The following is a 25,196-nucleotide window of genomic DNA, read 5'->3' on the forward strand; positions in this document are numbered from 1 at the left end:
CGCGGGGGGGGGCGGGCGGGGGGGGGGGGGGGGTGGGCGGGGGGGGGGGGGGGGCGCGCGGGGGGGGGGGGGTGGGGGGGGGGGGGGGGGGGGGCGGGCCGGCCGCCCCCCCCCCTCCCACCCGTTGACCGGGATGGTTCGCCGCCTAGTCGGTCTTGGCGTACTCCCTGGCCATACCGCCCGCGAAGTCGTGGACCACGCACTGTTCGTCGCTCACGACCCAGGCGTCGTGCCCGGGCGAGCAGACGAAGACGTCACCGGGGCCCACCTCGCTCTCGGCACCGTCGTCCATGCGGATCCGCATGCGGCCGCGGACGACGTAGCCGTTGTGGTGGACCTGGCAGCTGTCGGTGCCCGCGAGCGGCGCCACGGACTCCGACCAGCGCCAGCCCGGTTCGAAGGTGGCCACGGCGAAGTCGAGGCCCTCCATGTGCACGGCCTCGAGGTGTCCCCGGGGGAAATCGCGCCGCTCGTCCGGCTTGTCGAGCGTCTTGACGTCGAGCATGACGCTCCTCCTTTCCCTGCCCACCACCCCATCGTCCGCCTGTCAACTCGGCACCGCCATCCGGGGGACGGCACGGTCTCAGCCCGGCGTGCCGCACAGCCGGGCGAAGCGTTCGGCGTCCACGTTGCCGCCGGAGAGGATCACGCCGACACGGCGGGGCAGCGGGCCGGCGCGACCGGTGAGGAGGGCTGCCAGCGGGGTGGCGCCGCTCGGTTCGAGGACGGTCTTCAGCCGCTCGAAGGCGAACCGCATCGCGTCCCGGATCTCGTCGTCGGAGACCGCCACGACCCCGTCGAGCAGTCGCCGGTTGAGGGAGAACGTCAGCTCGCCGGGGGTGGGCAGGGCCTGGCCGTCGGCGATGGTGTGCGGAACCGGGACGGTGACGCGCCGGCCCGCCTCAAGGGAGCGCCTGGTGTCGTCGCCGGCCTCCGGTTCGACGCCGAGCACCCGGGTGCCGGCGTGCAGGCCCTTGACGGCGGTGGCGCACCCGGCGATCAGCCCGCCGCCGCCGACCGGGGTGATCAGCGCGTCCAGCCGCCCCGTCTCCTCGACGAGTTCGAGGGCTGCGGTGCCCTGCCCGGCGATGACGTGCGGGTGCTCGTAGGGCGGGATCAGGCTCAGCCCGCGTTCGGCGGCCAGGGCCTCGGCGAGGGCGGTGCGGTCGCCGGTGTAGCGGTCGTAGGTGACGATCTCGGCGCCGTAGCCGGCGGTGGCGGCCCGCTTGGAGGGCGGCGCGTCCTCGGGCATGACGATCACGGCGGTGGTGCCCAGCTCGCGCGCGGCGAGGGCGACCGCCTGCGCGTGGTTGCCGGAGGAGTAGGCGGCGATGCCGCGGGACAGCTGCTCCGGCGTGAGGCGGGAGGCCGCGTTGTAGGCGCCGCGGAACTTGAAGGCGCCCACCCGCTGGAGGTTCTCGCACTTGAGGAAGACCTCGGCGCCGACGAGGGCGTCCAGCGTGCGTGAGCGCAGCACCGGGGTGCGGTTCGCGACGCCCCGGAGCCGGGCGGCGGCGGAACGGACGTCGTCGAGGGTGACCGGCGGGGTGGTGGTCGTCACGCGTGTCCTCCAGCGGGGTCGGCGGCCGGGCCGGTCGCGGCGCGGGCCTGGGAGAGGTAGCTGTAGGCGGAGGCCCGGGAGATGCCGAGCCGGGCGGCGACCTGCTCGACCGAGCGGCGTACGGCGAACACTCCGCGCCCGTCCAGGTCGCGGAAGAGCTCCAGGCGCTGTGCGCGGTCCAGTGCCGCCCAGCTCCTGTCCCGGCGCAGCGGGTGGGCGTCCACGATGGCGTCGACCACCGCGTCGATGTCGTCGCCGAAGGCGGTCGCGGGTGGATCGGCCGGGGTGCCCGCGGCTCCGGCCAGGGCACCGAGCAGCGCCTGGGCCCGGTCGACGGCGGTCACGTCCAGGTTGACGCACAGGGCCCCGAACACGGCCCCCGTGGAGTCGCGCAGCACCATCGTGGAGGACTTCAGCAGGATGCCGTCACCGGTCCGGGTGACGTAGTTCAGCTCGTCCCGCGCCTCGTCGCCGCGGGCCAGGACCCGCATGCCGATCTCGCTCATCGCCCCGCCCACCGTCCGCCCGGTCACCGAGCCGGCGACGGCCACGACCGACCGCTCGGGGCGCCGGTAGTCGTGCAGGACCACCTCGCAGACCGGGCCGAACGTCGCCGCGATCCCGTCGACGACGGGGCGCAACGCGGCGAGGACGGCGTCCCGTTCGGCGTCCGGGGACGGTTCGCTCACCAGGTGCCTCCTTACTGGGCCGGCGGATGAACCGAGACTACACGTCCAATGTCTGGACTGTCAGTCCACGCGAACTCCCCGTTTGACAACCGGTCCTCAGTTGATCATGCTTCTGCTAATGAATTAATGAAAGCATGGAAGGTGACGTGGTCGAGTACCGGATCGATCGGCAGAGCGGCATCCCCGCCTACGTACAGATCGTGCGGCAGACCGAACAGGCACTCCGGATGGGTGTCCTGCGGGTCGGGGACAGACTCCCGACGGCCAGGGAGGTCGTCGCCGCCACCGCCATCAACCCCAACACCGTGTTCAGGGCCTACCGCGACATGGAACAGGCCGGCCTGGTCCGGTCGCGGCGCGGACTCGGCACCTTCGTGACGCGGTCGCTGGCACGGCCCGGCGCGGAGGACGACTCGCCCCTGCGTACGGAGCTCACCGGGTGGGTCGCCCGGGCCCGGTCGGCCGGACTGGAGCGGGACGACGTACTCGCCCTGGTCACGGCGGCCCTGGACGAGCACGAGCACGAGCACGAGCACGAGCCGCACCAGCGGCACGAGAACGACCCGGACGACCGGGGAAGGACACAGGAGGACGTATGACCGGGCCCGACGAGCCCGCCGCGCTGCACGCCAGGGACCTCGGGTTCCGCTACCGGGCACGCGCCGAATGGGCCCTGCGGGACTGTGGGTTCACGGTGCCGCGCGGCCGCATCACCGCCCTGGTCGGCCGCAACGGCGCGGGCAAGAGCACCCTGCTGCACCTGGCCGGCGGGCTGCTGCGGCCCACGCACGGGGAGATCCGGGCGCTGGACACCGCCCCGGACACGGCCGCGGCGCGCACCCGGGTCGCCCTGCTCACCCAGGACAAGCCGCTCTACCCCCGCTTCACCGTGGCCGACACCCTGCGCATGGGCGGCAAGCTGAACTCCGCGTGGGACCACCCGGTCGCCGAGCGGGTCGTGCGGGAGGGCGACATCCCGCCGGCCGCCCGCGTGGGCGAGCTGTCCCCCGGTCAGCGCACCCGGGTGGCGCTCGCGCTGGCCCTGGGCAAGCGGCCGGAACTGCTGCTGCTCGACGAGCCGCTCGCCGACCTCGACCCGGTGGTGCGCGGCGAGATCATGGCGACGCTGATGGCCGAGGCGGCGGAGCGCGAGGTGAGCATCATGCTGTCCTCGCACGTCCTGCCCGACCTGGAGCAGACCTGCGACCGGGTGCTGCTGCTGCGGGCCGGCCGGGTGGAGCTGAGCGAGGACGCCGACGCGCTCCGTGAGAGCCACACCCTGGTCACCGGACACGCCGACGAGGCGCCGGCACTGCGGGAGCACACCGTGGTGCACCGCCGTACGCACGGACGGCAGCTGACCGCCCTGGTGCGGCCGCGCGGCCCGCTCGGCGGGAACTGGCACGTCGAGCGGCCCGGCCTGGAGGAGATCCTGCTCGGCCACCTCCGGTCCGATGCCGACGACACGAAGGAGAGGGCGGCGTGAAGGGCACGCTGTGGCTGGCCTGGCGCCAGCAGCGGGTACTGGTCGTCTGCGGCGCGGCGGTCCTCGTGGCCACCGCCGCGCTCGCCGCGTACTTCCGTTCCGGCATGCTCGACGACCTGCACAGCGGGCTGTTCGACCACTGCGACCCCGGACCGCTGTACTGCGTCCGCTCCGCGGACGGCCTGCCCCAGTTCCTGGACGTCGAGCCGCTCAAGCTCCTCGGCGCGCTCAACATCGCCCTGCCCACCCTGATCGGCATGTTCTGGGGCGCACCCCTGCTGGGCCGCGACCGGGAACTGGGCACCCACCGGATGGTCCTGGCCCAGGGCGTGAGCCGGGCCCAGTGGTTCGCGTCCCGGTTCGCGCTCGCCGCGACGGGCACCGTGCTGCTCTCCGGGACCCTGGCCCTGCTGTTCCGGTGGTGGTGGGAACCCGCCGTCAACCGCAGCTACGGCGTCTTCTGGTACGAGGCCACCGCGCTGACCGGCTCGGGCCCCGCCACCGTCGCCGCCGCGCTGTCCGGCCTGGCCGTGGGCACCCTCGCCGGGCTGCTGACGCGCCGGGTGCTGTCCGCAATGGCCTGGACGCTGCTGGTCACGGCGGCGGTCACGGTCCTGGTGCAGTGGACGCACCGAGCCCGCCTGCTGGTCCCGCCGCACCGGTACGTGAGCGACGGGTGGCAGCCCAAACCACCGATGGGCGACAAGTGGTCCACCGGGCACTACGGCCTGATCACGGCCTCCGGCCGCCGCGAGTCCGTCCTGAACTGCCCCTACCCGTCCGGCCGCGAGCTGAAGGAGTGCATGTCCCAGCACGGCTACGTCGCCCGCTTCTACGAGGCGAACCCGGCCGGCGACTACTGGACGTTCCAGTGGACCGACACCGCCCTCCTCGGCGGCCTCGCCCTGGGACTCACCGCCGTCACGGTCCTCCTGCTGCGCCGCCGGGTCTGACACCCTCTCCGGCATCCTCCTCACCGCCCCACCCGCACACGTCACACGGAGGTCGATCCGCTCATGCCCAAGGACGCCAAGTCCCCGAAGAAACTGCGCAGCAACCGCGCCGCGCTCACCCACAAGGTCGGGTACGCGCTGCGCCACCCCGAACGCGTCGGCCCCTACGTCCGCCGGGCCGGCCGCGACGCGTGGCTGCGGATCAAGCACCCGGACCACGTCGGTTACTACCGGGCCGTGATGGCCTCCGACACCCGCCGCAACCCCGAGGCCGCGGTCGGCAGCCAGACCCACGACCGCTGGCTGGCGCTCGGGCAGATGCAGTTCGAGTACCTCGTCGAGCACGGGCTGCGCCCCGGGCACCGCATGCTCGACATCGGCTGCGGCAACCTGCGCGGCGGCTGGCGCTTCATCGACCACCTCGACACCGGCCACTACTACGGCATCGACATCTCGCCGGACATACTGATCGCCGCCAAGAAGACGCTGAGCGAGCGCGGACTCCAGGCCAAGCTCCCCCATCTGACCATCACCGGGGACCTCACACTGGACTTCCTGCCCGACGACCACTTCGACGTCGTCCACGCGCACAGCGTCTTCTCCCACTCGCCGCTGAACGTCATCGAGGAGTGCCTCTCCCACGTCGGCCGCGTCCTGACCGACTCCGGGTTCTTCGACTTCACCTTCGACCGCACCGAGGGCACCGAACACCAGGTCCTCCGCGAGGACTTCTACTACCGCACCGACACCCTGCTCGCGCTGGCCCGCAGGCACGGTCTGCACGCCCGGTTCATGGAGGACTGGGAGCAGCGTCCGCACGGCCAGTCCAAGATCCGCGTCAGCCGCTCGCCGCTGCCGTCGTAGACGGCGGACCGAGCGGCCGCGGCACCCCGGGTCCGGGCCCTCCGGCCGGCCCTACGGCCGTGGGTCGGTGCGCCGCCAGCCGGGGCGGGCGTCCGCGCCCCGGCGGCCGGCCGCGGCCGCGCAGCGGGGGCAGACCCGGCGGACGGCGTCGGCCGCGCCGCCGGACTCGGGCAGTACGTCGGTCCAGGTGACGGCCGGGAACCGGGACAGCTGCGAACGGTGCAGCGCGAGACCGCACACGGTCTGGTTCCTGCCCTGCTCCCACGCGTGCACCTCGCCGGCCGGCAGCCAGCGGTTGTCGTCCTCGTCCCACCAGCGGCCGGAGGCCGCCACGTCGTAACGCCGTGCCCTGGCCATCGGCTCCACCCGCCGCCTTCCTCTCCCGTGCCCCCCGCCTCACCCGTCGTCCCCGGGTGCCCCGGCGGGCAGGCGCCCACACGCGCGTACCTCCTCCTGTGTGATCACTCCGCACGTCCTGACGGTTTACGCCGTTATGTCTGCTTAGCATGCGGGGTCCGCGCATCGCGGGTCGGCGCCACCGCGCGACGGAACCCGGGCATGGACGACGCACACCGGCTCGCCCCCTCGCGAGTACCCCGTGCCGGCGTGCGTGGGGCGACCGCCCGGGGCCCACCCGGTTCCCCGTGCCGTTCGCCCACGGACCGCCCGCCCCGTACGAGAGGACAGCAGATGGCGCCCACGGGCCGTCGCAGCTCACTGGCCGAGCACGCCTTCTCCCCCCACGACGCCGTGATGGGCGCCGCCGCCCGGCACCTCGGCCGCCGGCGTTTCCTCACCGTCACCGCGGCCGCCGCCGCGCTCGCCTTCTCCACCAACCTGCCGGCCCGCGGCGCGGTCGCCGCACCCCTGCGGACCGCCCGGATCAGCAGCGACCCGTTCACCCTCGGCGTCGCCTCCGGTGATCCCCTGCCGGACTCGGTGCTGCTGTGGACCCGGCTGGCGCCGGAGCCGTTCGCGGAGGACGGCGGGATGGGCACGGAGCGGGTCACGGTCGAGTGGGAAGTGGCCCTCGACGAGCACTTCGCGGCCGTCGTGACCCGGGGCACCGCCGAGGCACACGCCGAGTACGCCCACAGCGTGCACGTCGACGTCCTGGGCCTGGCGCCGGGCACGGTGTACTACTACCGCTTCCGCACCGGTACCTGGCTCAGCCCGACGGGCCGCACCCGCACCGCACCGCCGGCGGACAGCGCCACGTCGGCGCTGAGACTGGCGGCCGTCGCCTGCCAGGCCTACCAGGACGGCTACTACACGGTGCACCGGCACCTCGCCGAGGACGACGTCGACGTGGTCTTCCACCTCGGCGACTACCTGTACGAGTACGCGGTGAACTCGGCCGGCGGGGAGCGCCGCTACACCGACATCGCCCTGCCCGACGTGTTCAACCGCGAGACCATGACCCTCGCGGACTACCGGATGCGCTACGCGCTCTACAAGAGCGACGCGGACCTGCGGGCCGCGCACGCCGCGCACCCGTTCGTCGTCACCTGGGACGACCACGAGACCGAGAACAACTACGCCGGCAGCATCCCGGAGAACGACATCCCGCCGGACCAGTTCCTGCTGCGACGGGCGTCCGCCTACCGGGCGTACTGGGAGAACCAGCCACTGCGCGCCGCCCAGCTGCCCCAGGGGCCCGACGCGCGGCTGTACCGCCGGCTGCACTGGGGCACGCTCGCCCAGTTCGACATCCTCGACACCCGGCAGTACCGCTCCGACCAGGCCTACGACGACCGGCCGCACGCCCCCGGGCCCGAGTCGGACGACCCGGCGCGCACCATCACCGGCGCCGCGCAGGAGCAATGGCTGCTCGACGGCTGGCAGAGCTCGGCCGCGCTGTGGAACGTCATGCCCCAGCAGGTCTGCTTCTCCCAGCGGAAGTTCGACGTGACCGCCGACGCCGCGGTCTCGATGGACGCCTGGGACGGCTACCGCGCCTCACGCGAGAGGGTCGTCGCCGGGGCGAAGGCCGCCGGGGTCGACAACTGGCTGATCCTCACCGGCGACGTGCACGTGGGCTACGCCCTCGACGTCAAGGACGATTTCGACGACCCCGCGTCGGCCACCATCGGCACGGAGGTCACCTGCACGTCGGTGGCCAGCGGCCGGGACGGCGTGGAGCAGCCCGCCAACTGGGATCTGTACCTGCGGGCCAACCCGCACATGAGGTTCTACAACGGCAAGCGCGGCTACGTCCGGGTCGGACTCGACCGCGAAGCCGCCCGCCTCGACTTCAGGACGGTCTCCGCGGTCACCACGCCCGGCGCTGCCATCAGCACGGCCGCGTCCTTCGTCACCGAGGCGGGTGCCCCGGGGCTGAAGCCCGCCTGACCCCGGCCCGGCGTACGCGTGCGCGTACTGCACTTGGCACCCCCCACGTCCCCCATCGCGCGAAAGACGCCCGGTCCCGGCATCGCCGCGGATCTTTCCGGCAAGGACTGTGACTTCGCCGCAGTCGCACCGTGATCCACGGTCACTCACCGATCCCCGCTGTCTCGCACAGCCCTCGAAGGAGGCACATCGCATGGTCGGCAGACATGCCGCGCGCAGCCGCCGCGCCGCCCTGACCGCGCTCGGCGCCCTGGTCCTGACCGCTCTCCCCGCGGCCGCCTCGGCCGCACCCCCGACCGCCCCGGAGCCGCAGCGCGTCACCGCCCGGACGCCCTCCGCCGGCAAGGCGTCGACGCACGTACTGCGCGCGATGGAGCGCGACCTGGGGCTGACGGCGGAGCAGGCGGCGGCCCGGCTGGTCAACGAGGCGGAGGCGGGCACCCGGGCGGGCCTGCTGCGCAACGCCCTGGGCGACCGCTTCGCCGGGGCCTGGGTGAGCGGCGCGGCCTCCGCCGAGCTGACCGTCGCCACCACCGACGCCGCGGACACCGCCGCCATCGAGGCGCAGGGCGCCAGGGCCGCGGTCGTCGAGAGGGGGCTGGGCGAGCTCCGCGCGGTGAAGGAGAAGCTGAACGCCGCCGCCGCCCGTACGCAGACCCCGAAGACGCCGGTCTGGTACGTCGACGTGCGGACCAACCGGGTCGTGGTGCAGGCCACGAGCCGGTCGGCCGCGGCCGCGTTCGTCGAGGCCGCCGGGGTCGAGGACCAGAACGTGGGCGTCCGCGTCTCGCCGCACCGGCCGCGGGTACTGGAGGACCTCGTCGGCGGCGACGCCTACTACATCGACGGTCAGGCCCGCTGTTCGGTCGGGTTCTCCGTCACCCAGGACGCCCAGCAAGGATTCGCCACGGCCGGTCACTGCGGCGACCCGGGCGACCCCACCACCGGGTTCAACGAGGCCGACCAGGGCACCTTCCGGGCCTCGACCTTCCCCGGCAAGGACATGGCCTGGGTGGGCGTGAACGCCGACTGGACCGCCACCCCCGACGTCAGGGCGCAGAACGGCCAGAAGGTGCAGGTCACCGGCTCGGTGGAGGCGCTCGTCGGCGCCTCGGTGTGCCGTTCCGGCTCCACCACCGGATGGCACTGCGGCACGATCCGGCAGCACGACACGAGCGTCAGCTACCCGGAGGGCACCGTCGACGGGCTGACCGAGACAACGGTGTGCGCCGAACCCGGCGACTCCGGCGGCCCCTTCGTCGCGGGCACCCAGGCCCAGGGCACCACGTCCGGCGGCTCCGGTGACTGCACGAACGGCGGGACCACCTTCTACCAGCCGATCAACCCGCTGCTCAGCGACTTCGGCCTCACCCTGACGACCACGTCCGGCTCGGCGGGAACGCCCGCGCCGCAGGACGACGCGGCGGCGGACGCGTGGGCCGCGGGCCGCGTCTACGAGGTCGGGGCCACGGTGTCCCACGCGGGCCTGCGGTACCGGTGCCTGCAGAACCACCAGGCGCAGGGTGTCTGGTCGCCCGAGAACACGCCGGCCCTGTGGCAGCGTGTCTGACGGACGGTGAGCCGCCGTACGGCGGACCGGGCGCGGGGTCGCTGCCGGAGGCGGCCCCGCGCCTTCGTCATTCCCCGGCGAGGAACGAGTAGGCCGTGGCGATGAACGGGTCGTGGGCGCGGAAGCGCCGGGTGCACACCGCGGCCAGGGCCGTGCCGGTGTCGGGCCGGAACCCCAGGAACGCCTGCTGGCCGAGGGTGGCGCCGCTGTGGAAGTACATCGGCCCGCCGTCGGTGGGGTGCCGGAACCACGTCACCGTGTGCACGTGCCGGTGGCCCAGCCCGCGCCTCAGCACCGGCACCCGTACGGCCCCCAGCGCGCCGGCGGCCGGTGAGCCGGCCGGGTCGAGGTGGGCCTCGAGGAAGGCGAGCAGGTCGTGCGGGGTGGACCGGACGGCCCCGGCCGCCTGGAAGCCGCCGGCGTCGAAGGCCGGGACAGGGGTGCGGCCGTCCTTGCGGTGGCCGGTGGCGTCGGTCTTCTCGTCCTCCGCGCGCAGGGCCGTGCCGCTCAGGCCGAGCGGGCGCAGGACGTACCCGGTGAGCAGGTCCTCCCATGCCGTGCCGGTGGCCGCGGCGACGGCGTGTCCGAGCACGGAGACGCCGTAGTTGGAGTAGTGCCAGCGGGCTCCGGGACGGTGCCGCGGGCGGTGGCGCAGGAAGGTGGCGGTCAGCCGCTCGGCCGGGTAGCGGGCGTAGGGGTTGGTGCGCCAGGCGGGCAGGGCGCGGGGGAAGAAGTCGGCCGGCAGGGCGGGCAGTCCCGACGTGTGGGTGATGAGGTGGGCGAGCGTCACGGGGTGGGGGCCTACCGGCCGGTCGGCGTCCAGGCAGGCTGCGGCCGGTTCGCCCCCGGTGAGGACACCGTGCCGGATCAGCCGGGTGAGCAGCAGTCCGGCGAGCGTCTTGGAGGCCGACCCGATCTCGTAGCGCAGGTCCTCGCGGGGGACCGCGCGGGGCGGGGCGGTGCCGCCGCTGTGGAGGGTGCGCCGGCCGTGCCGGGAGACGGCGAAGACGACGTCGGGTGCGTCGGCGGCGTCGACGGCGTCGGCCAGCCGTGCCCGCAGGGCCGCCTCGTCGGCGGGTTCGGGGAGCCCGGGCTCCGGCGGGGCGTTCCCTTCGTCGTCGGGGTCGCCCGGCCACGGCGTGGGGCGGCCCGTCATGAGCCGGTGTGCGCCAGCGCGGTGAGGGCGCGGGAGGTGGCCAGCAGGGAGGCGAAGGCCGCGACCAGCGTCGGGTGGTAGACGATGTCGAACACCGCCTCGGGGTCGCCCGCGGGCATCGTCCGTATCGCGGGCATGGCGCCGTCGGGCTGCTGTGCGGCGGCGAAGCCCCGCCAGGCGGGTTCGTCGAGGGTGGGCCGGGGCAGGCAGGCGTCGACGACGAGGAGTTCGCCGAGCAGGTCCCAGCGTTCCAGGTCCAGCCAGTCGTCGATCCAGACCGGGAGCCAGGTGGCGAGGTAGTCGGCGATCGGGGCCGGCAGGCCGTCGGGGTTCTCGCCCCAGTCGGTGAGGTGGAAGACGGTGTGGGTGATGTCGTAGGCGGTATGGCCCTCGACCGTCCACGGTTCGGGGGTGCCGGCCAGCCAGGTGGTGCCCACCAGGTCGGCCTCCGGGGGCCGGGGCGGCAGGCCGAAGCGGCGCTGGAAGGCGGAGAGGCCCAGGCGCCGGGTCGGCGTCAGCGGCATCCGCGTCCAGCTCGCCAGCCGGTGGTTGAGGACCGCGGCCCGCTCCACCTCGGGCTGGCTGTAGCCGAGCTCCTTGAACGCCAGGTACACCTCGAACGGGATGGGTGAGAACGGCTCGATGCGCTGTCCGCGCACCAGCATGCGGCCCCCGTCCAGGGTTTCGCGCCAGGTGTCGTCGAGCAGCCGGCGGGCCAGTTGCGCCTGCCGGGACCCGGCGACGCCCTCGCGGAAGAGCACCTTGCAGATGAGGGCGAGTTCGCCGATCGGCTTGAAGCGTTCCAGGAAGCCGATCTCGGGGTCCACCTCCGGCTCCAGCCGGAAGCCGTCGCGGTGGGCCCACAGCCATTCCAGGGCACCGGCTCCGACGCGGTGGATCAGTCGGGTGTCCGTCATCCCGGCACTCCTTGTCCGGCGTGGTCCACGTCCCTCAGCCGTGCCGTGGTGAGGGCTGCCGCGAACGCCGCCATCAGGGTGGAGTGGTAGCAGTCGGTGAAGGCGTAGGGGGCGGCGTCGGCGCCGTCGGTGGACCCGGCGGCGTCCTGGACGGCGCCCTCCTCGGGGACCGCGCCGGACACGTGCTGTGCCGCCGCGACGCGCTGCCAGGCGTCCTCCAGGACGGCCGGTTCGGGCGGACGCGGCAGGCTCGCCGCCACCGCCAGCAACTCGCAGCTCAGGTCCCACATCCGCGCCTCCAGGCAGCTGTCGAGCCAGGGCGGCAGCCAGTGCAGCAGATAGTCCGCCAGGTCCGGCGGTACCCCTTGGGCGGTGCGTCCCCATTCGGTGAGGTGGAAGACGACGTGGGTGAGCGCGTAGCCGGCCGCGCGTTCGAAGGTCCAGGGTTCGGGCAGGCCGCCCAGCCAGGTGCGGCCGAGCGCCCGCGGTACCCGGTCGTGCGGGCTCAGGCCGCTGCGCCGCTCGGCCTCGATGACACCGAGCCGGCGGGTGGGGTACTGCTCGGTCAGCCGCCAGCCGCGGGTGCGGGCCACCACGGCGGCGGACGCCTCGTACCCGGGGTGCCGGTGACCGGCCGAGGCGAAGGCCGCGTACACCTCCAGCGGGTAGGTGGCGAAGGGCTCCAGCGACTGCATCAGCAGGAACAGTTCGCCCCGGCGGGTCTGCTGCCAGGCGAAGTCCAGCAGGTCGGACACGCGGGTGTGGAGCGGGTCCGACAGCGGGGCGCACGCGGACACGGACGCGCAGACCTGCGCCAGTTCGCCCAGTGGCTTCCAGGTGCGGTTCACCTGGCCGTCGGCGGCCAGGGCGTCGTCGCCGAGCGCGAAGCGGTCGCGGTGGGCCCACACCCAGGCCAGGGCGGTTTCCTCGACCGCTCGCACGCTCACAGGAGTACTGCGGCCGGCATCAGCCGGGCCGCCTCCAGCTGCAGGGCCACCCGCGGGTCGTTGCCGCCCATGAGCCGGACGAAGTCGAGTCCGGCCTCGAGACCGAGGGTGTCGGGCACGCCGTCCAGGAGGGTGAGCCAGCGCCCGGCTCCGGCCGCCTGCTGCCAGTCGCGGCGACGTACCGCGCGTACGAAGCCGCGGGCGACGTCCACCGGACGGCGCCGGGCCGCACGGGTCACCGCGCACTCCTCGCCGGGCAGCGCGAGCGGGGCGAGTACGGCGAGCTGGTGGGTCAGGTACTGCCAGCCCGCGTCGTCGAGCCATCCGGCGTCGGGTTCGGCGCCCGGATCGTCGTCGTCGAGCGGGTGGGTCAGGGGTTCTTCGAGCCGACGAAGGGCGCGGGCCATGGCCCAGTGGCTCCATACGACGGTGGGGGCCGCGTCGGCGCGCGGCGGATGGGCCGCCACGGCGTCCTCGAACACCGCGAGTCGCCCGGGTTCGGGCGGAACGCGCAGGAGTGCGGTGGGCAACAGCGTGTCGGCGCCCAGGACGCGTACCGCCGCGACGGCGACGCCTTCGGCGCTCCCCGTCAGGGTGCCCCCCGCTCGCACGTGGTCTCCGCTCCGAAGAGCGGAGACCACGTCGGAAGCGAGGTCCAGCACCGTCCCCTGGAGAAGGGCTGACGTGCTCGACTGCTCCATCTCAATGCTCCCGTCGGTCCGTCAGCCCTTCTTCGGGCGCGGGGTCGGCGGCGAAAGCAGCAGCTTGCCACCTCCGGCCTGGAGGGCGAGCGCGGCGCACTCGCGGCTGTCGCGGAAGACTCCGTCGGGCTCGGCGGGGTTCAGTGCCGCTTCGATGTCGATGTTCTCGGTGCGGACTTCCTCGAGCACCTTGTCCTTGGAAGGCATTTCACCATCTCCCTCTGGTAGCCAAAGGCCTTCACACCACAGGTGTCCGGGAAGCCACAAAACATGCCTCTCGTCACAACATTCTCAGAAGATGACTTTTTCAACAAAATGGACAGGTGCTCTCCGGGTCGCCCCGCTGAACCGGTGCCGGCGGGCGCCGGGAGCGTCGGCACCGGTTCAGCGGGGCCGGGGCTCACCTCCGCCGCAGGCGCCACACGTGGTCTTCACGGAAGCCTTCGACGCCCTGGGGCGAGGCGCTGGGCCGGCGGACGGTCTCCTTGGTCTCGACGGTCCATTCGCCGTCCGGCAGGGCGAGTTCGGCGAGGACCCCGTCCAGGGTGGGGAAGACGACGTCGAAGGGCGGTTCGGTCTGCCAGGACGGCCACCCGGCGTGCAGCACGACGAGCAGGGTGCCGCCGTCCGCCACGGCACGCGCGGCGTCACGCAGTACCGTCCGCTGGTCGAGAGCGACCGGCGACTGCAGGTAGTGGGCGCTCACCAGGTCGAACGAGCCCTCGGGGAACGACGTGCCCAGCTCGTGACGTTCCCAGTCGACGCGTTCACCGACCCCCGCGTCCGCGGCGTGCCCGGCGGCGCGTTCGAGCGCGGTGCCGGAGATGTCCACTCCGGTGACCCGCCAGCCGCGCGAGGCCAGCCACACGGCGTCCGCTCCTTCCCCGCAGCCGAGGTCCAGCGCGGTGCCGGGCGCGAGGTCGCTCGCCTCGCGGACCAGCAGGTCGTTGGGGCGTCCGCTCCAGACGCGGTCGGTGTCGCGGTAGCGGGCTTCCCAGAACTCTGCGGGAGCCGGCGCGGGCGTGTCGGTCATGGGTGCCTCCTGGGACGGACGGATCGTCTGCTCGGTGGGGACGCGCGACGACCGCGTGCCCTGTGTGCAGACTGCACCTGCCGGAACCGGACGGCAAAGATCTTTGCCGGTCCCGCAAACACGATCGGCACCGTCCGCCCGGCCCGACCCCGTCAGCGCGTCAGTGCGCCGGGCCCGGAGTCCGGGGTGTCGGTACGCACCCGTACCGTCCGCCGCGGGAAGAAGCTGTCGGTACCCGCCCAGTCCAGGGCGTCCTCGACCCGGCGGCGCAGCTCGCGGGTGACGCCCCCTGCTGGAGCGGCACGGTCTTCACGGCGAGGCGCGCGAGGACAGCGGTCGGCGTCCAGGCGTCTCCGCCGTCGGGCCCGCATGTCCACGGACAGCCCGGACATGACGCCCGGAACACCACGAGCGCATTCACCCCTTTACCCCTTTCACCGCTTATGTCAGACGGTTGCGTCATCTTCACCCGGGACCGGCCCATCACCGGCCCGGGCCCGGGCACCCGTGAGGAGTCGTCCACAGCGGAGGGGGGACCTGCGGCGTGGTTGTCGTTGCCGTCCTGCTACTGCCCGCACTGGGGCTGCTGTTGTTCACCATGACGTACCTGGAGGACCGGCTCTTCGGTGATCCTGGGCCGCCCCGGCACGCCCGGCGCCGCCACCTGCGTCTCGTTCCGGGCGGCAGAGCCAGGGAAGCGTCCCCGGCCCGGAACCCGGCACGGGCCGAACCCCGGTCAGGCGACCGGGACGCCGCCTGAGGCCGGCCCCCGGCACGGCCACCCGCGCCGGTCGCGGGCGTCTGCTCCGGCGGCCCCGGTGCGGCGCCCGGGCCGCAGGACGACCACCGGGGCCACCGCGAGCAGGACTTCGGCGACTGCGCGGTCACGGTGGCCGATGCCCCTTCACCGGTCGGCCGCGTTCCGGCCGGGGCGGCCGACCGCCGGCCCCCTCGACCGCCCGGCCCGGGCAGGAGGATGGAGGGCGGCAGGTCACGGCGCACGTCCACCACAGGGTGGGGACGTGCCTGGGGCGGACCGAGTGAGCGGCGGGGGTGGCGCGGGCCGGGCTCGGCGGACGGCACCGGTGTCACGACCGGTGCCCTGGCCCAAGGCTTCGGCCTGGCGCCGACTACGGTCAGGTCGTGGGACCGGTGCTACGGGCCGGTCCCGGTCGACCGGTCACGCGGTCGGTGCCGGCCGACCGCCACGGGAGTCCCGCCCGCGGAGGCGACGCGCGCGGCGAAGGCGGGTCAGGGCGGGGACACGAGCGGCTCACTCAAGGAGACAGGATGGACGCCGAGGAACGACACGACACGGACGCGGACGCCGAGTTCGTGAGGTTCTGGCAGGAGCGCCGGGTGTGCTTCCTGTCGACGGCGCGCGCCGACGGGACCCCGCACCTGGTCCCGGTCGGGGTGACGTACGACCACGTCACCCGTACGGCGCGCGTCATCACGAGCGGGGGCACCGCGAAGGCGCGCAACGTCCGGCGGGCCGAGCGGCCCGTCGTCGCCGTGAGTCAGGTGGACGGCAGACGCTGGCCCACCCTGGAGGGCGTCGCGACCGTGCGGGACGACGCCGAGGCGGTCCGCGACGCGGAGGCCCGGTACGCGGCCCGCTACCGGCAACCCCGGGCGAACCCGGAGCGGGTCGTCATCGAGATCGCCGTCCGGCGCTTCCTCGGCACGGTGCGCCCCCTCACACCCTCCGGGGCCGGCACCCCTGGAGGGTGAGCCCGCCGGGGTCAGCCACCACTCCAGGGGCGGGAATCGGAGGTCCCGGCCGCTCCGGCCGGTGTCCGGCGGCCGAGACGCCCGGGCCACCACGCGACGGCGCCGATGTCGCGGGCGAGCGCCGGGACCAGCAGCGAGCGCACCACGAGTGTGTCCAGCAGGACGCCGAAGGCCACGATGAAGGCGATCTGCACCAGGAAGGCCAGCGGGATCACCCCGAGGGCGGCGAACGTGGCGGCGAGTACGACGCCGGCCGAGGTGATCACGCCGCCGGTGGCGGTCAGCCCTCGCAGGATCCCCTCCCGTACGCCGTGGTCCAGCGACTCCTGCCGCACCCGGGACATGAGGAAGATGTTGTAGTCCACGCCGAGGGCGACCAGGAACACGAACCCGTACAGCGGGACGGAGGCGTCGGTGCCGCTGAAGCCGAACACATGGGTGAAGACGAGGGCCGAGACGCCGAGCGTGGCCAGGAAGTTCAGCGCCACCGTCGCCACGAGCAGCACGGGCATCAGCAGGGAGCGCAGCAGGGCGATCAGGATGACCAGGATGATGGCGAGGACCACGGGCACGATGAGCGAGCGGTCGTGTTCGGCGGTCTGCTGGGTGTCGTACTGCTGCGCGGTGTAGCCGCCGACGAGGGCGTCTGCGCCGGGCACGTCGTGGACGGCGGACCTGAGCCGGGCCACCGTGCTCTTGGCGGCGTCGCTGTCCGCCGGCGCCTGCAGTGTCGCGTCGATGCGCACCCGCCCGTCGGCCACCTTCGGTTCACCGCCGCCCGGGCGGCCGGAGGCGGTCACCGCGGCGGCGGAGGCGACGCCGCGGGTGTCGCGGGCCGCCGCGAGGACGGGGTCGAGCCGGCCGGCGTCCGCGATGATCACGGCGGGGTTGCCGGAGCCGCCCGGGAAGTGCCGCGCCAGGGTCTGCTGGGCGGCGACGGACGGTGTGTCGTTGACGAAGATCTCGTCCAGCGGCACGCCCTTGGAGGTCAGGGTCGGTGAGAAGGCGGCGCAGGCGAGCAGCGCGGCGAGCGACACCGCCCAGATGCGGCGCGGGGCCCGGTCCACCAGGGCGGCGACACGGTGCCACAGGCGGTGCCCGGCCTCCGGGTCGCCGGTCCGGACGGGCTTGGCCGGCCAGTAGGCGGCCCGGCCGAGCACGACCAGGACGGCGGGCAGGAAGGTGAGCGTGCTCAGGACGGCGCAGACGATGCCGATGGCGCCGACGGGTCCGAGCGCGCGGTTGTTGGTCAGGTCGCTGAGCAGCAGCGCCAGCAGCCCCAGGGCGACGGTCGCCGCGCTGGCGACGACGGCTCCCCAGGAGGCGCGCAGTGCGGCGCGCATGGCGCCGAAGCGGTCCGGGTGCCGGGCCAGTTCCTCACGGTAGCGGGCGGTGAGCAGGAGCGCGTAGTCGGTGGCGGCGCCGATGACCAGGATGGAGAGGATGCCCTGGACCTGCCCGTCGACGCGTACGACGTCCCGGTCGGCGAGCGCGTAGACGATCGCGCAGGCCAGTCCCAGTGCGAAGACGGCGCCGAGGATGATGACCAGGGGCAGCAGGACGCTGCGGTAGACGAGCAGCAGGATCACCAGCACGGTGACGAGCGCGACGCCGAGCAGCAGCCCGTCGATGCCCGCGAAGGCGTCGGAGAGATCGGCCTGGGAGGCCGCCGGTCCGGCGAGTTGCGCGTGGGTTCCGGGGACCTGTCCGGCGGCTTCGCGGATGTGCTCCAGGACGTCGGGCAGGCGGTCGCCGAGGCCGGGCTCGACCTGGACGACGGCTTGGAGGGCTTCCCCGTCGTCGGAGGGCAGGGCGGGCGTCGCGGGGCCGGCGACCCCGGGCTCCCCTTCGAGGCCCGCGACCGCTCGGGTGGCGGGCGCCCGGTGTTCGGTGACGGCGCCACCGCCGTCCGCGGTCCACACGACGATCACGGGGAGGGTCTCGTCCTGCTGGAAGGCCTTCTGCGCGTCGATGACGCGGGTGGACTCGGCACTGCGGGGCAGGAAGGCGGCCTGGTCGTTGGTGGCGACCTCACCGAGCTTTCCGGCGTACGGGCCGAGCGCTCCGCCGATGCCGAGCCAGACCAGGAGCAGGACGACGGGGACGAGCCAGCGGGCTCGCCGGGAGGGGATGGACATCGGTCTTCGGGTCTCCAGGTCTCCAGCGGCAGGGAAGTGACTCGATCATAAACAATCTCAATGATTGAGTTACTTGGGGTCGTCGCGACACACCGGTTTCTGCCCGGACCTGTCCCCCGGATGCCCCGATCGCCCGGAAAATCAGCGGTCGTGCGCCCGGACCAGCCGCAGCTCCTCGTTCATCGCCGCCAGGAAGCGGACCACCACCGCCAGTTCGCCGTCGTCGAAGCGCGAGCAGGTGACGGCGGCCGCCTCGGCCAGCGGACGGAAGTACGTCCGGGCCGCCGCCCGGGCGTCGGGCACGTAGCGCAGATGGACGACCCTGCGGTCGGCGCTCTCCCGCACCCGGCGCACGTGCCCGGCGCGCTCCAGCCGGTCGACGCACGCCGTCACCGCGCCGGAGGTGAGCCCCAGGTGCTCCCGCAGCCGCCCCGGCGTCATGGGCTCCTGTGCGTCCAGGATCGCCGCGAGTGCCTGGACGTCGGTGGCGTGCAGTCCGTGCGTGCCGGCGAAGCTCTGCACGAGGCGGTTGATCTCGCCGTTCATCCGCCGGAGCTGCGCCGCGAGGACGTGCAGGTCGCTCTCCTCGGCACCGGCTCCGGTCCCCCGCTCGTGCGCGTGCTGCCCGCGCTGATTCGCTGTCGCCACGTGATCAGCGTATAGAAGGGCCGAACCGGGCCCACCGCGCGTCCCGGGCGACCCTCGCGCGACAGGAGATCACCGCGACGGCTTCCGGTGCGGGACGGAGCCCGCACCCCGTGAGCGGTCCCGGTGACCGTCCGTCGGGGCACGCACCGCGCGCCGGGGTCAGGCGAAGGGACTGTTCGGGAGCCGGGTGCCGGGGCTGTCGGGACGGGCCGTGTGGTCCGGGTGGTTGCGGGTGCGGCGGGCCTCCTTCAGCTCCGCCTCGTACAGATGGTCACGGCCCTCGGCGAGCCGGTCCACCGCCGCGCGCTCCAGGTCCCGGAACGCCTGGTAGTACGTCCGGTCGTACGCCTCGACGATCTGGAACGTCCAGTGCCCGGGGATGACGTTGCGCCCGAGGATCTCCGTGCGGACACGCTCCGCCCATTCCGTGTGGCCCGCCTTGCGCAGCAGCTCGACCGCGCGGTCCAGTTCGAAGTCCGCCGTGCCGGTGAGCTGGTGGAACGCGAACAGGTGCCCACGGGCACGGTCGGTCGTCTCCAGCGCCTTGGACAGGGACCCGAGGGCTTCCACCGTCTCGTCGCTGACGCCCTCGGGGCGCCGGTGCGGGTCTTCCACGTGGTCGGTCCCTTTCGGTGAGTGAACGTGAGAAAGGTGGCACGTCAGCGGCTCGCGGCCCGGGTTCGTGAGCGCGAACCGGCGGCCGGGGCCTCGGTGCGCTCGGGGGGCTTCTCCTCCACCGTCCCCTCGGCCCCGCTGCCGGGGCTGCTCCAGGCGGCCTTGTCTCCCGTGCAGGGATTCCGCTCCCCGTCGCGGTTCTTCGCCACCTCACCGCTCCTTCCAGTCCAGACCAGCCTGAACCGGGTGCGGAGGTCCTACCACTCGACGCGGGACCCCGATCGGCTTCGACGTCCTGCGCCGCCGGGCTACGGCCGTGGAGACGTCCGACGACGGGAATCACCGCACGTACTGCCCCGGGCGTCCACGGCGGGGAGACAGCCGTGACCCGATCGGCGCAGTCCTCCGTGACCCGCCCTGCGGGGAACCGTCGCCCGCCATAGGCTCACGGGTATCCCCCGGAAGCGCCGCTAGGAGTTCCCATGCGTCTGCCCGTCGAACCCAGGCATCTCCCCCCACGACTGGCCATCGGGGCTTTCATCCTCAATTCCGGCCTGGCGAAACGCGGGGCCGACGAGCAGACCGCCGCCATGCTGCATGGAATGGCGAAGAACACCTATCCGTTCCTCGACAAAGTGCAGCCGACGACTTTCGTCCGTCTGCTGTCCGCCGGTGAGATGGCCCTCGGCGCGGCGCTGCTCCTGCCGGTCGTACCGACGGCAGTGGCGGGGATCGGCCTGACCGCGTTCTCGGCCGGGCTGGTGGGTATGTACCTGCGCACGCCCGGCATGCGCGAGGAAGGCAGTCTGCGCCCGACCCAGGACGGCACGGCCCTGGCGAAGGACACCTGGTTGCTCGGCGTCGGTGTCGGATTCGTCGTCGACGGAGTCACGCGCGAGTCACGGTGACCGCGTGGTGCCCGCCGCAGGCCGCCGCGTGGCCGCCGCGTGGGTCGATGAACGCGGTGTGTGCGTGGGCAGCCGCGCACGGGGACGGGTTGCTCGACACGCGGGTGCCGTACGAACACCACTGCATCACGACGCGGGCCGCCGGAACACCGCGGTTCCGGCCGACCTCTCAGGTGTCACGAACCGGTGCACTCCGACCGGGAGCGACCGCGACGAAGCCGACGCGGGTCCGGGGTGAGCGCTGTCCCGCCGGTTGCGCGCGGCACGGGCGGCGCAGGTGGCGAGATCGACGTTTTGCCCTCTTCGTCCCGGGTGACCCGTATGGAGCACATCCACGGTGACGAGGTGAGAACCATGCTGGTACTGGGCCTCCTGCTGATGGCGGGCGCCGCCGCCTTCGCAGGTCTGCTGATCGCGTACAACCTGTCCGGCGGTCCGGACTACACGGTGACCCTGCTGGGCAGCGACCCCTTCACGATCAGCACACTCGGGGCGTTTCTCGGCGGCATCGCCCTGACTCTGATCTTCGGCCTGGGCATGTGGATGCTGCTGGCCGGAACGGTACTGGCGCGCCATCGCAGCAAGAAGCGTCGCGGGGAGCGGGAGGCCGCCCGGCGGGCCGCCGCGGAGCGTGACCGACTGGCCGACCGCCTGGGGGGCGGGAGCCGCGAGGACGGCAGCACCAGCCCTTCGGACGAGACGGCGGGACAGCACCGCCCGGCCGCCCACCGGCCGCACCGGCTTCGCTTGCACCACTGACCGAGGCGCTTTCACCGCTGACCGACGCAGCCGGGTGAGCGTCGGCCGTTTCCCTCCCTCCGCCGCTTGCGCTCGTGCCGGTTCGACCGGCACGAGCAGCAGGCGGCGAGTTCGTCTCACGCGACGGCGGTCGCCTCGAGTTCGACCATCTGGCCGGGGATCGCCAGCCGTGTCACCCCGAGCATCGTGCTGGCCGGGGCCACCCCGGCGGCGCCCAGCCGCGACGCCAGCACGCCGTAGTGCGGGAACAGCAGATCGACGTCGGTGGTGTAGACGTTGAGCCGGACGACGTTCGAGAGGGACATGCCGGCCTCGCCGAGCACGGCCTCCAGGTTGTCGAGGCTCAGCGCCAACTGGGCGGCCATGTCACCGTCGTGCTGGGGTTTGCCGTCGGCGGACATCGCGGTCTGTCCGGAGCAGTACAGGGTCCGGGTGTGTCCGGAGACGACCTCACCCTGGTTGAATCCCATCTCGACCGACCAGGTCACCGGGTTGACCGCTGTTCGTTCCACTGCCACATCAGCTCCATCTGCATTCACCGGGAGTAAGTACGACGCCCGGCGGCGACGCAGCCGCCTTCGTCGACGTCGGTGCTGACGAGCCTTCCGGAAAATCACGACACCCTTGGTCGTGTATGCGTTGGGTTCCCGCCCGTTCGTGCGCCGATCGGCCCGTCGGGCGCACCCGGCGACTCAGGTGAGGCCGGCGGCGGTGACGGCGAGAGCGGTGCGCAGGGTCGCCGCGAGGTCGATCCTGGCGGCCGCGGGGTCGGTGTTCGGCTCGGTCGTCCGGTAGGCGTGGTGCTCGACGGCCGCGCGCAGCGCCGCGTTGATCATGGCGGCCCAGATGGCCGGCCGTACGTCGCCGGCGGGGAGTCCGGCTCGCTCGGCGAGGGCCCGGGCGAAGGCGGGCTCCGCCTCGTCGTGGGTCTGCAGCCAGACCGCGCGCAGACCCGGCTCCGTCCGGGTCAGCCGCAGCAGCGCGCCGACGTCCGGTCCGGGCAGGACGGCGTCGGCGGTCCACAGGTGGTCGAAGGCTTCCTGAAGGGGTTGGCCGGGGCGCCACTGCCGCAGCGCGGTGGCGATCGCATCGATGCCGCTCGTGAACAGCGGCCCCACGCAGCTTTCCTTGGTGGGGAAGTAGCGCCACACCGTGCGCGCGGAGATTCCGACCGCCTGTCCGATCTGCTCCCCCGTCGTCGCGGCGACGCCCTGGGCGATGAACAGGTCGACCGCGGCCCGGGCGATCCCCAGCCTGATGGCGGCCTTGCGCTCCTCGGTCAGGGGTGGCCGCCCGGTCCGTCCGCGAGCTGCGGTCATCGGCCCCTCCGGCGCACAGAGATCCACGTCATGAACGTGTATTCTCCACCAAGACTTTATGTCACTCAGAGACATTAAGCGTGGGTGTGCCGGCGCGGGGGGACACGGGTCCGCCGCGTCAGCACTTCGGAGAGGGAGTACTTCATGACCGCCGATCTGAACGGCCGCAGCGTGATCGTCACCGGAGCGGGATCGGGCATAGGCCGCGCGGCCGCCCTCGCCTTCGCCGCGCAGGGGGACCGCGTCGTGGTGGCGGACCTCAACGCCGACGGCGCCGACGCGGTCGTCGAGGAGATCCAGCAGGCGGGCGGCACCGCGGTGGCCGTCACGGGTGACCTGAGCGAGCAGGCTGTCGTGGACCGGGTGACGGCGACGGCGGTGGAGCGGTTCGGCGGCGTGGACGTCCTGGTGAACAATGCCGGGATCATGGACAGCATGTCGGCCCTGGCCGACGTGACCGACGCCGAGTGGGAGCGGGTCATCCGGGTCAACCTGACCGCGCCGTTCATGCTGGCCCGCGCGGTGCTGCCGCACATGCTGGGCGCGGGCCGCGGCGCCATCGTGAGCACGGCCTCCGAGGCCTCCTTGCGCGGGAGCGCGGCAGGCACCTCGTACACGGCTTCCAAGCACGGCGTGGTGGGCCTGACGAAGTCGCTCGCGGTGATGTACCGGAAGAACGGCATCCGCGCCAACGCCATCTGCCCGGGTGGCACCGCGACCGCCATCTCGGTGGAGGCCGACCGCACGGCGCACGGCCCGGCGGCGATCGGCCCGCACTTCGTCAACCTCGGCCGTGTGTCGCAGCCGGAGGAACAGGCGGCCGCGATCCTGTTCCTCGCCTCGGACGCCGCGAGCAACATCAACGGCGCGATCCTGCCCGTCGACGACGGCTGGTCCGCCGTCTGACACGGCGTCGGCCCCACGTACTGGGGGGTGCCTCGCCGCCACGTCGTGAGCGCGCGGCACCGCACCCGGTGACGGACCGCGAGCCGGGCGGAACCCGGCAGTCGGCGACCTGGCCTGGGACGCACCGCCTCTCGGTCCGTACCTTCCAGGAGTCGTCGCAGCGGGTGGCGATGCCGCGTCAGGCCGCCTCGGGAGCGTCCGCGGCCCGGGCTGCGGAGCTCCCTTCCTCGCGCCCCGACGGGGTGCTGGTGGGCGCGGACGACGGTGGAGCGAGGACTCCGGCAGCACGCATCGGGCAGTTCAGGTCGCCGTACCACCCGACCGTGATCCACCGCTCAACAGCATGTGAAGGCGTCGCCTAGCAGCCCGCTTCGACACCGCTGTTCAGGAACGAGTCGATGTTGATCGAGTAGCCGGCACCGGTGGTGAGGTCGGGGCGGCTTCCGTGGCCGTCCTCCGCGAGGCCCTCGGCGGTGAGGAAGACGATCCGCAGGGTCATTTCCTCTTTGGCGAAGCACAGGTCGCCGGACGAGGCGTCCGGGTCGGGGTTCCATCCGTTCCGCGTCGCTGCCGTCCGGTAGTGTGCGGCCACTTCGGCCCGCGTGCCGGGGAAGGCGTACGTCCGGTTGGCGTACACCGAGACGTCGCCGCTGTCCGCCCAGCAGCCGGCGTCGGCCTCCTCGAAGCCCCGGGCGACGGTGGCCTCGGCGGGGCGGGAGGCGAGGATGTCGAGCGTCGCCATCTCCTGCACCCGGTCGTCGGTCCCCTCGCAGCCCCTGGCGAGTTCCCGCAGTGTGCAACCGGTGAGCGTGCCGACCGCTAGCACGGTCGACAGAAGCAGGGACATCGGGCGGGTGGTACCTGTCCGTAGAGGCAAAGGGGGCTCCAGGAGAAGGCCGGGCGCGGGACGTCCGCCAGGCAGCAGAGTGATCCGTGCCGCTCCAGCAGCGGCACCGGCCAGTTCTACCAAGGATTCGCCCTTCGTCGTTCCTGATGGGTGGAACCACCCGTGGCCGGAGGCGTCCTCGGCGATGACGGCGAGCCAGGCGTCCGCCCGTCCCCGTCGCGACAACCGGGGCACCGGCCTGCCCACCTGCGGCCGTCCTCGTTGCCGCCTTCACCGAGTGCTGGTGACGTACCGGTCCGACGACAACTCGAACACCCGTACTCGCCGGCCACAGGTGGGATTGACGGTCTCACGGACCGGACGCATCCCCAGTTTGGCCATGATCCGCTCGGAGGCGACGTTGCCCACTTGAGCGATGCTGACGATCCGCTCCAGCCCTCGCTCTTCGAACCCGAACCGTACAGCGGCCGCAGCGGCCTCGGTGGCCAAGCCCTGACCCCAGTGGGCACGTCCCAGCCGCCAGCCGACCTCGACCGCCGGCAGTACCTCCGGCAGGAAGTCGGGCACCGAAAGGCCGGTGAACCCGGCCAGCTCGCCGGTGGACCGGATCTCCACGGCGAACAGGCCGAAGCCCTGTGCCTCCCACTCGCTCTCCCATGCCCGGACCCCGTCGCGAGTCTGCTGTTCGTCGCGGACGCTGCCGTCACGGATCCACCGCATGACCTCGGGGTCGGCATGGACGGCAGCCATGGGCGCAACGTCTTCCTCGCGCCAGCGACGCAGGATCAAACGGGGAGTCTCAAGCGTGACCATCCCGTCATCCTGGACCACGAAGGGGGCTCTCGGCCATCCTCACCAGGCACTTCGATACACGGCCGGCAGCCGGCCCGATCGCCGGCCCCGGCCGACTCGACCGCCGAACAGATCACCATTGGCCCGACAGCCGTCAAACCTAGCGGTCTTGTCATATCTGGTGGCGATGCCTCGGAAGCTCTTGAGGCGGTTGAAGCAGCGCCCGACCACGTTGCGTCGGCGGTAGATCTGCCGGTTGAATGCCGGTGGCCTTCCGCCGAGGCGGCCGCGGCTGTGTCGG

General features: G+C 73.1%; 29 protein-coding genes and 2 pseudogenes. 11 read left to right on the forward strand and 20 right to left on the reverse strand.

What is annotated here, in order from left to right; genetic code table 11:
• Positions 1-145: 145 nt before the first annotated feature.
• The 3 genes from ACP4J0_RS36825 to ACP4J0_RS36835 form a co-directional block, all read right to left on the reverse strand.
• Complete coding sequence (locus ACP4J0_RS36825) at positions 146-505, reverse strand: cupin domain-containing protein (RefSeq protein ID WP_426603531.1); 360 nt, start codon at positions 503-505, stop codon at positions 146-148.
• A 78-nt stretch (positions 506-583) separates the two neighbouring features.
• Complete coding sequence (locus tag ACP4J0_RS36830; RefSeq protein WP_426603533.1) at positions 584-1,561, reverse strand: pyridoxal-phosphate dependent enzyme; 978 nt, start codon at positions 1,559-1,561, stop codon at positions 584-586.
• Positions 1,558-2,250, reverse strand: a complete 693-nt coding sequence (locus ACP4J0_RS36835) for a helix-turn-helix transcriptional regulator (RefSeq protein WP_426603535.1) — start codon at positions 2,248-2,250, stop codon at positions 1,558-1,560. The genes ACP4J0_RS36830 and ACP4J0_RS36835 overlap by 4 nt, the downstream gene beginning before the upstream one ends.
• Before the next feature lie 134 nt (positions 2,251-2,384).
• On the opposite strand from ACP4J0_RS36835, the gene ACP4J0_RS36840 reads away from it, so the two are divergent.
• The 4 genes and pseudogenes from ACP4J0_RS36840 to ACP4J0_RS36855 all read left to right on the forward strand — a co-directional run bounded on the left by ACP4J0_RS36840 (position 2,385) and on the right by ACP4J0_RS36855 (position 5,553).
• Entirely contained in the window at positions 2,385-2,849 is a 465-nt protein-coding gene (locus ACP4J0_RS36840) for a GntR family transcriptional regulator (RefSeq protein WP_426603537.1), read from the forward strand.
• Positions 2,846-3,346: pseudogene (locus tag ACP4J0_RS36845) on the forward strand (ATP-binding cassette domain-containing protein); the annotation flags it as partial. The gene ACP4J0_RS36840 and the pseudogene ACP4J0_RS36845, both read left to right, overlap by 4 nt.
• Before the next feature lie 386 nt (positions 3,347-3,732).
• The gene (locus ACP4J0_RS36850; protein ID WP_426603539.1) at positions 3,733-4,689 is read left to right on the forward strand and encodes an ABC transporter permease; all 957 of its coding nucleotides are present in this window, start codon (positions 3,733-3,735) and stop codon (positions 4,687-4,689) included.
• Positions 4,690-4,752: 63 nt separating this feature from the next.
• Positions 4,753-5,553, forward strand: coding sequence for a class I SAM-dependent methyltransferase (locus tag ACP4J0_RS36855; RefSeq protein WP_426603541.1), 801 nt, complete (start codon positions 4,753-4,755; stop codon positions 5,551-5,553).
• Between the two features lie 51 nt (positions 5,554-5,604).
• Here ACP4J0_RS36855 and ACP4J0_RS36860 read toward each other — a convergent pair whose 3' ends face one another.
• Entirely contained in the window at positions 5,605-5,910 is a 306-nt protein-coding gene (locus ACP4J0_RS36860; RefSeq protein ID WP_426603543.1) for a hypothetical protein, read from the reverse strand.
• A 333-nt stretch (positions 5,911-6,243) separates the two neighbouring features.
• On the opposite strand from ACP4J0_RS36860, the gene ACP4J0_RS36865 reads away from it, so the two are divergent.
• Positions 6,244-7,905: an alkaline phosphatase D family protein gene (locus ACP4J0_RS36865; RefSeq protein ID WP_426603545.1), complete on the forward strand. Its 1,662-nt coding sequence runs from the start codon at positions 6,244-6,246 to the stop codon at positions 7,903-7,905.
• Between the two features lie 193 nt (positions 7,906-8,098).
• Positions 8,099-9,475 (forward strand): alpha-lytic protease prodomain-containing protein, encoded by a 1,377-nt coding sequence (locus ACP4J0_RS36870; protein WP_426603547.1) that lies wholly within the window; start codon positions 8,099-8,101, stop codon positions 9,473-9,475.
• Positions 9,476-9,542: 67 nt separating this feature from the next.
• Here ACP4J0_RS36870 and ACP4J0_RS36875 read toward each other — a convergent pair whose 3' ends face one another.
• The 7 genes from ACP4J0_RS36875 to ACP4J0_RS36905 form a co-directional block, all read right to left on the reverse strand.
• Positions 9,543-10,631: a serine hydrolase domain-containing protein gene (locus ACP4J0_RS36875; protein ID WP_426603549.1), complete on the reverse strand. Its 1,089-nt coding sequence runs from the start codon at positions 10,629-10,631 to the stop codon at positions 9,543-9,545.
• Entirely contained in the window at positions 10,628-11,548 is a 921-nt protein-coding gene (locus ACP4J0_RS36880) for a DUF6895 family protein (protein ID WP_426603551.1), read from the reverse strand. Before ACP4J0_RS36880 ends, ACP4J0_RS36875 begins: the two co-directional genes overlap by 4 nt.
• Positions 11,545-12,495 (reverse strand): DUF6895 family protein, encoded by a 951-nt coding sequence (locus ACP4J0_RS36885; protein ID WP_426603553.1) that lies wholly within the window; start codon positions 12,493-12,495, stop codon positions 11,545-11,547. Before ACP4J0_RS36885 ends, ACP4J0_RS36880 begins: the two co-directional genes overlap by 4 nt.
• Positions 12,492-13,196 carry a hypothetical protein gene (locus ACP4J0_RS36890; RefSeq protein ID WP_426603555.1) on the reverse strand — a complete coding sequence of 235 codons (705 nt, stop codon included), beginning with the start codon at positions 13,194-13,196 and terminating at the stop codon, positions 12,492-12,494. The genes ACP4J0_RS36885 and ACP4J0_RS36890 overlap by 4 nt, the downstream gene beginning before the upstream one ends.
• 21 nt (positions 13,197-13,217) lie before the next feature.
• Positions 13,218-13,403 (reverse strand): hypothetical protein, encoded by a 186-nt coding sequence (locus ACP4J0_RS36895; RefSeq protein ID WP_279565553.1) that lies wholly within the window; start codon positions 13,401-13,403, stop codon positions 13,218-13,220.
• A gap of 193 nt (positions 13,404-13,596) precedes the next feature.
• A complete protein-coding gene (locus tag ACP4J0_RS36900) occupies positions 13,597-14,229 on the reverse strand; it encodes a class I SAM-dependent methyltransferase (RefSeq protein WP_426603557.1) in 633 nt (210 codons plus the stop codon).
• A 152-nt stretch (positions 14,230-14,381) separates the two neighbouring features.
• The gene (locus tag ACP4J0_RS36905) at positions 14,382-14,621 is read right to left on the reverse strand and encodes a hypothetical protein (RefSeq protein WP_426603559.1); all 240 of its coding nucleotides are present in this window, start codon (positions 14,619-14,621) and stop codon (positions 14,382-14,384) included.
• A 152-nt stretch (positions 14,622-14,773) separates the two neighbouring features.
• On the opposite strand from ACP4J0_RS36905, the gene ACP4J0_RS36910 reads away from it, so the two are divergent.
• Positions 14,774-14,989 carry a hypothetical protein gene (locus ACP4J0_RS36910; RefSeq protein ID WP_426603561.1) on the forward strand — a complete coding sequence of 72 codons (216 nt, stop codon included), beginning with the start codon at positions 14,774-14,776 and terminating at the stop codon, positions 14,987-14,989.
• 530 nt (positions 14,990-15,519) lie between these two features.
• Entirely contained in the window at positions 15,520-15,963 is a 444-nt protein-coding gene (locus tag ACP4J0_RS36915) for a TIGR03618 family F420-dependent PPOX class oxidoreductase (protein ID WP_426603563.1), read from the forward strand.
• Between the two features lie 11 nt (positions 15,964-15,974).
• On the opposite strand, the gene ACP4J0_RS36920 is transcribed toward ACP4J0_RS36915, so the two are convergent.
• From ACP4J0_RS36920 to ACP4J0_RS36935, 4 genes are all read right to left on the reverse strand, one after another.
• Positions 15,975-18,101, reverse strand: coding sequence for an MMPL family transporter (locus ACP4J0_RS36920; RefSeq protein WP_426603565.1), 2,127 nt, complete (start codon positions 18,099-18,101; stop codon positions 15,975-15,977).
• 141 nt (positions 18,102-18,242) lie between these two features.
• A complete protein-coding gene (locus ACP4J0_RS36925; RefSeq protein WP_426603567.1) occupies positions 18,243-18,749 on the reverse strand; it encodes a MarR family winged helix-turn-helix transcriptional regulator in 507 nt (168 codons plus the stop codon).
• Positions 18,750-18,908: 159 nt separating this feature from the next.
• Complete coding sequence (locus ACP4J0_RS36930; RefSeq protein ID WP_426603569.1) at positions 18,909-19,364, reverse strand: hypothetical protein; 456 nt, start codon at positions 19,362-19,364, stop codon at positions 18,909-18,911.
• A gap of 44 nt (positions 19,365-19,408) precedes the next feature.
• Complete coding sequence (locus tag ACP4J0_RS36935; protein WP_426603571.1) at positions 19,409-19,573, reverse strand: hypothetical protein; 165 nt, start codon at positions 19,571-19,573, stop codon at positions 19,409-19,411.
• 273 nt (positions 19,574-19,846) lie between these two features.
• Between ACP4J0_RS36935 and ACP4J0_RS36940 the strand changes: the two genes are divergently transcribed.
• Together ACP4J0_RS36940 and ACP4J0_RS36945 are read left to right on the forward strand one after the other, a co-directional pair.
• Complete coding sequence (locus tag ACP4J0_RS36940; RefSeq protein ID WP_426603573.1) at positions 19,847-20,272, forward strand: hypothetical protein; 426 nt, start codon at positions 19,847-19,849, stop codon at positions 20,270-20,272.
• A 321-nt stretch (positions 20,273-20,593) separates the two neighbouring features.
• Positions 20,594-21,031: a hypothetical protein gene (locus ACP4J0_RS36945; RefSeq protein ID WP_426603575.1), complete on the forward strand. Its 438-nt coding sequence runs from the start codon at positions 20,594-20,596 to the stop codon at positions 21,029-21,031.
• Positions 21,032-21,147: 116 nt separating this feature from the next.
• On the opposite strand, the gene ACP4J0_RS36950 is transcribed toward ACP4J0_RS36945, so the two are convergent.
• Both ACP4J0_RS36950 and ACP4J0_RS36955 read right to left on the reverse strand, forming a co-directional pair.
• Complete coding sequence (locus tag ACP4J0_RS36950) at positions 21,148-21,543, reverse strand: RidA family protein (protein WP_426603576.1); 396 nt, start codon at positions 21,541-21,543, stop codon at positions 21,148-21,150.
• Between the two features lie 180 nt (positions 21,544-21,723).
• A complete protein-coding gene (locus ACP4J0_RS36955) occupies positions 21,724-22,350 on the reverse strand; it encodes a TetR/AcrR family transcriptional regulator (RefSeq protein ID WP_426603578.1) in 627 nt (208 codons plus the stop codon).
• 144 nt (positions 22,351-22,494) lie between these two features.
• On the opposite strand from ACP4J0_RS36955, the gene ACP4J0_RS36960 reads away from it, so the two are divergent.
• On the forward strand, positions 22,495-23,256 hold the full coding sequence (locus tag ACP4J0_RS36960) for an SDR family NAD(P)-dependent oxidoreductase (protein ID WP_426603580.1): 762 nt from the start codon (positions 22,495-22,497) through the stop codon (positions 23,254-23,256).
• 358 nt (positions 23,257-23,614) lie between these two features.
• Here the strand turns inward: ACP4J0_RS36960 and ACP4J0_RS36965 are convergent, their stop codons facing one another.
• From ACP4J0_RS36965 to ACP4J0_RS36975, 3 genes and pseudogenes are all read right to left on the reverse strand, one after another.
• Positions 23,615-24,103 carry a hypothetical protein gene (locus ACP4J0_RS36965; protein ID WP_426603582.1) on the reverse strand — a complete coding sequence of 163 codons (489 nt, stop codon included), beginning with the start codon at positions 24,101-24,103 and terminating at the stop codon, positions 23,615-23,617.
• A gap of 270 nt (positions 24,104-24,373) precedes the next feature.
• Positions 24,374-24,916 carry a GNAT family N-acetyltransferase gene (locus ACP4J0_RS36970; RefSeq protein WP_426603584.1) on the reverse strand — a complete coding sequence of 181 codons (543 nt, stop codon included), beginning with the start codon at positions 24,914-24,916 and terminating at the stop codon, positions 24,374-24,376.
• Positions 24,917-25,057: 141 nt separating this feature from the next.
• A pseudogene (locus tag ACP4J0_RS36975) lies at positions 25,058-25,196 on the reverse strand (IS5/IS1182 family transposase); the annotation flags it as partial.

Origin of the sequence: Streptomyces sp. WG7 (assembly GCF_049975785.1) — a bacterium.
Taxonomy (GTDB): Bacteria; Actinomycetota; Actinomycetes; order Streptomycetales; family Streptomycetaceae; genus Streptomyces.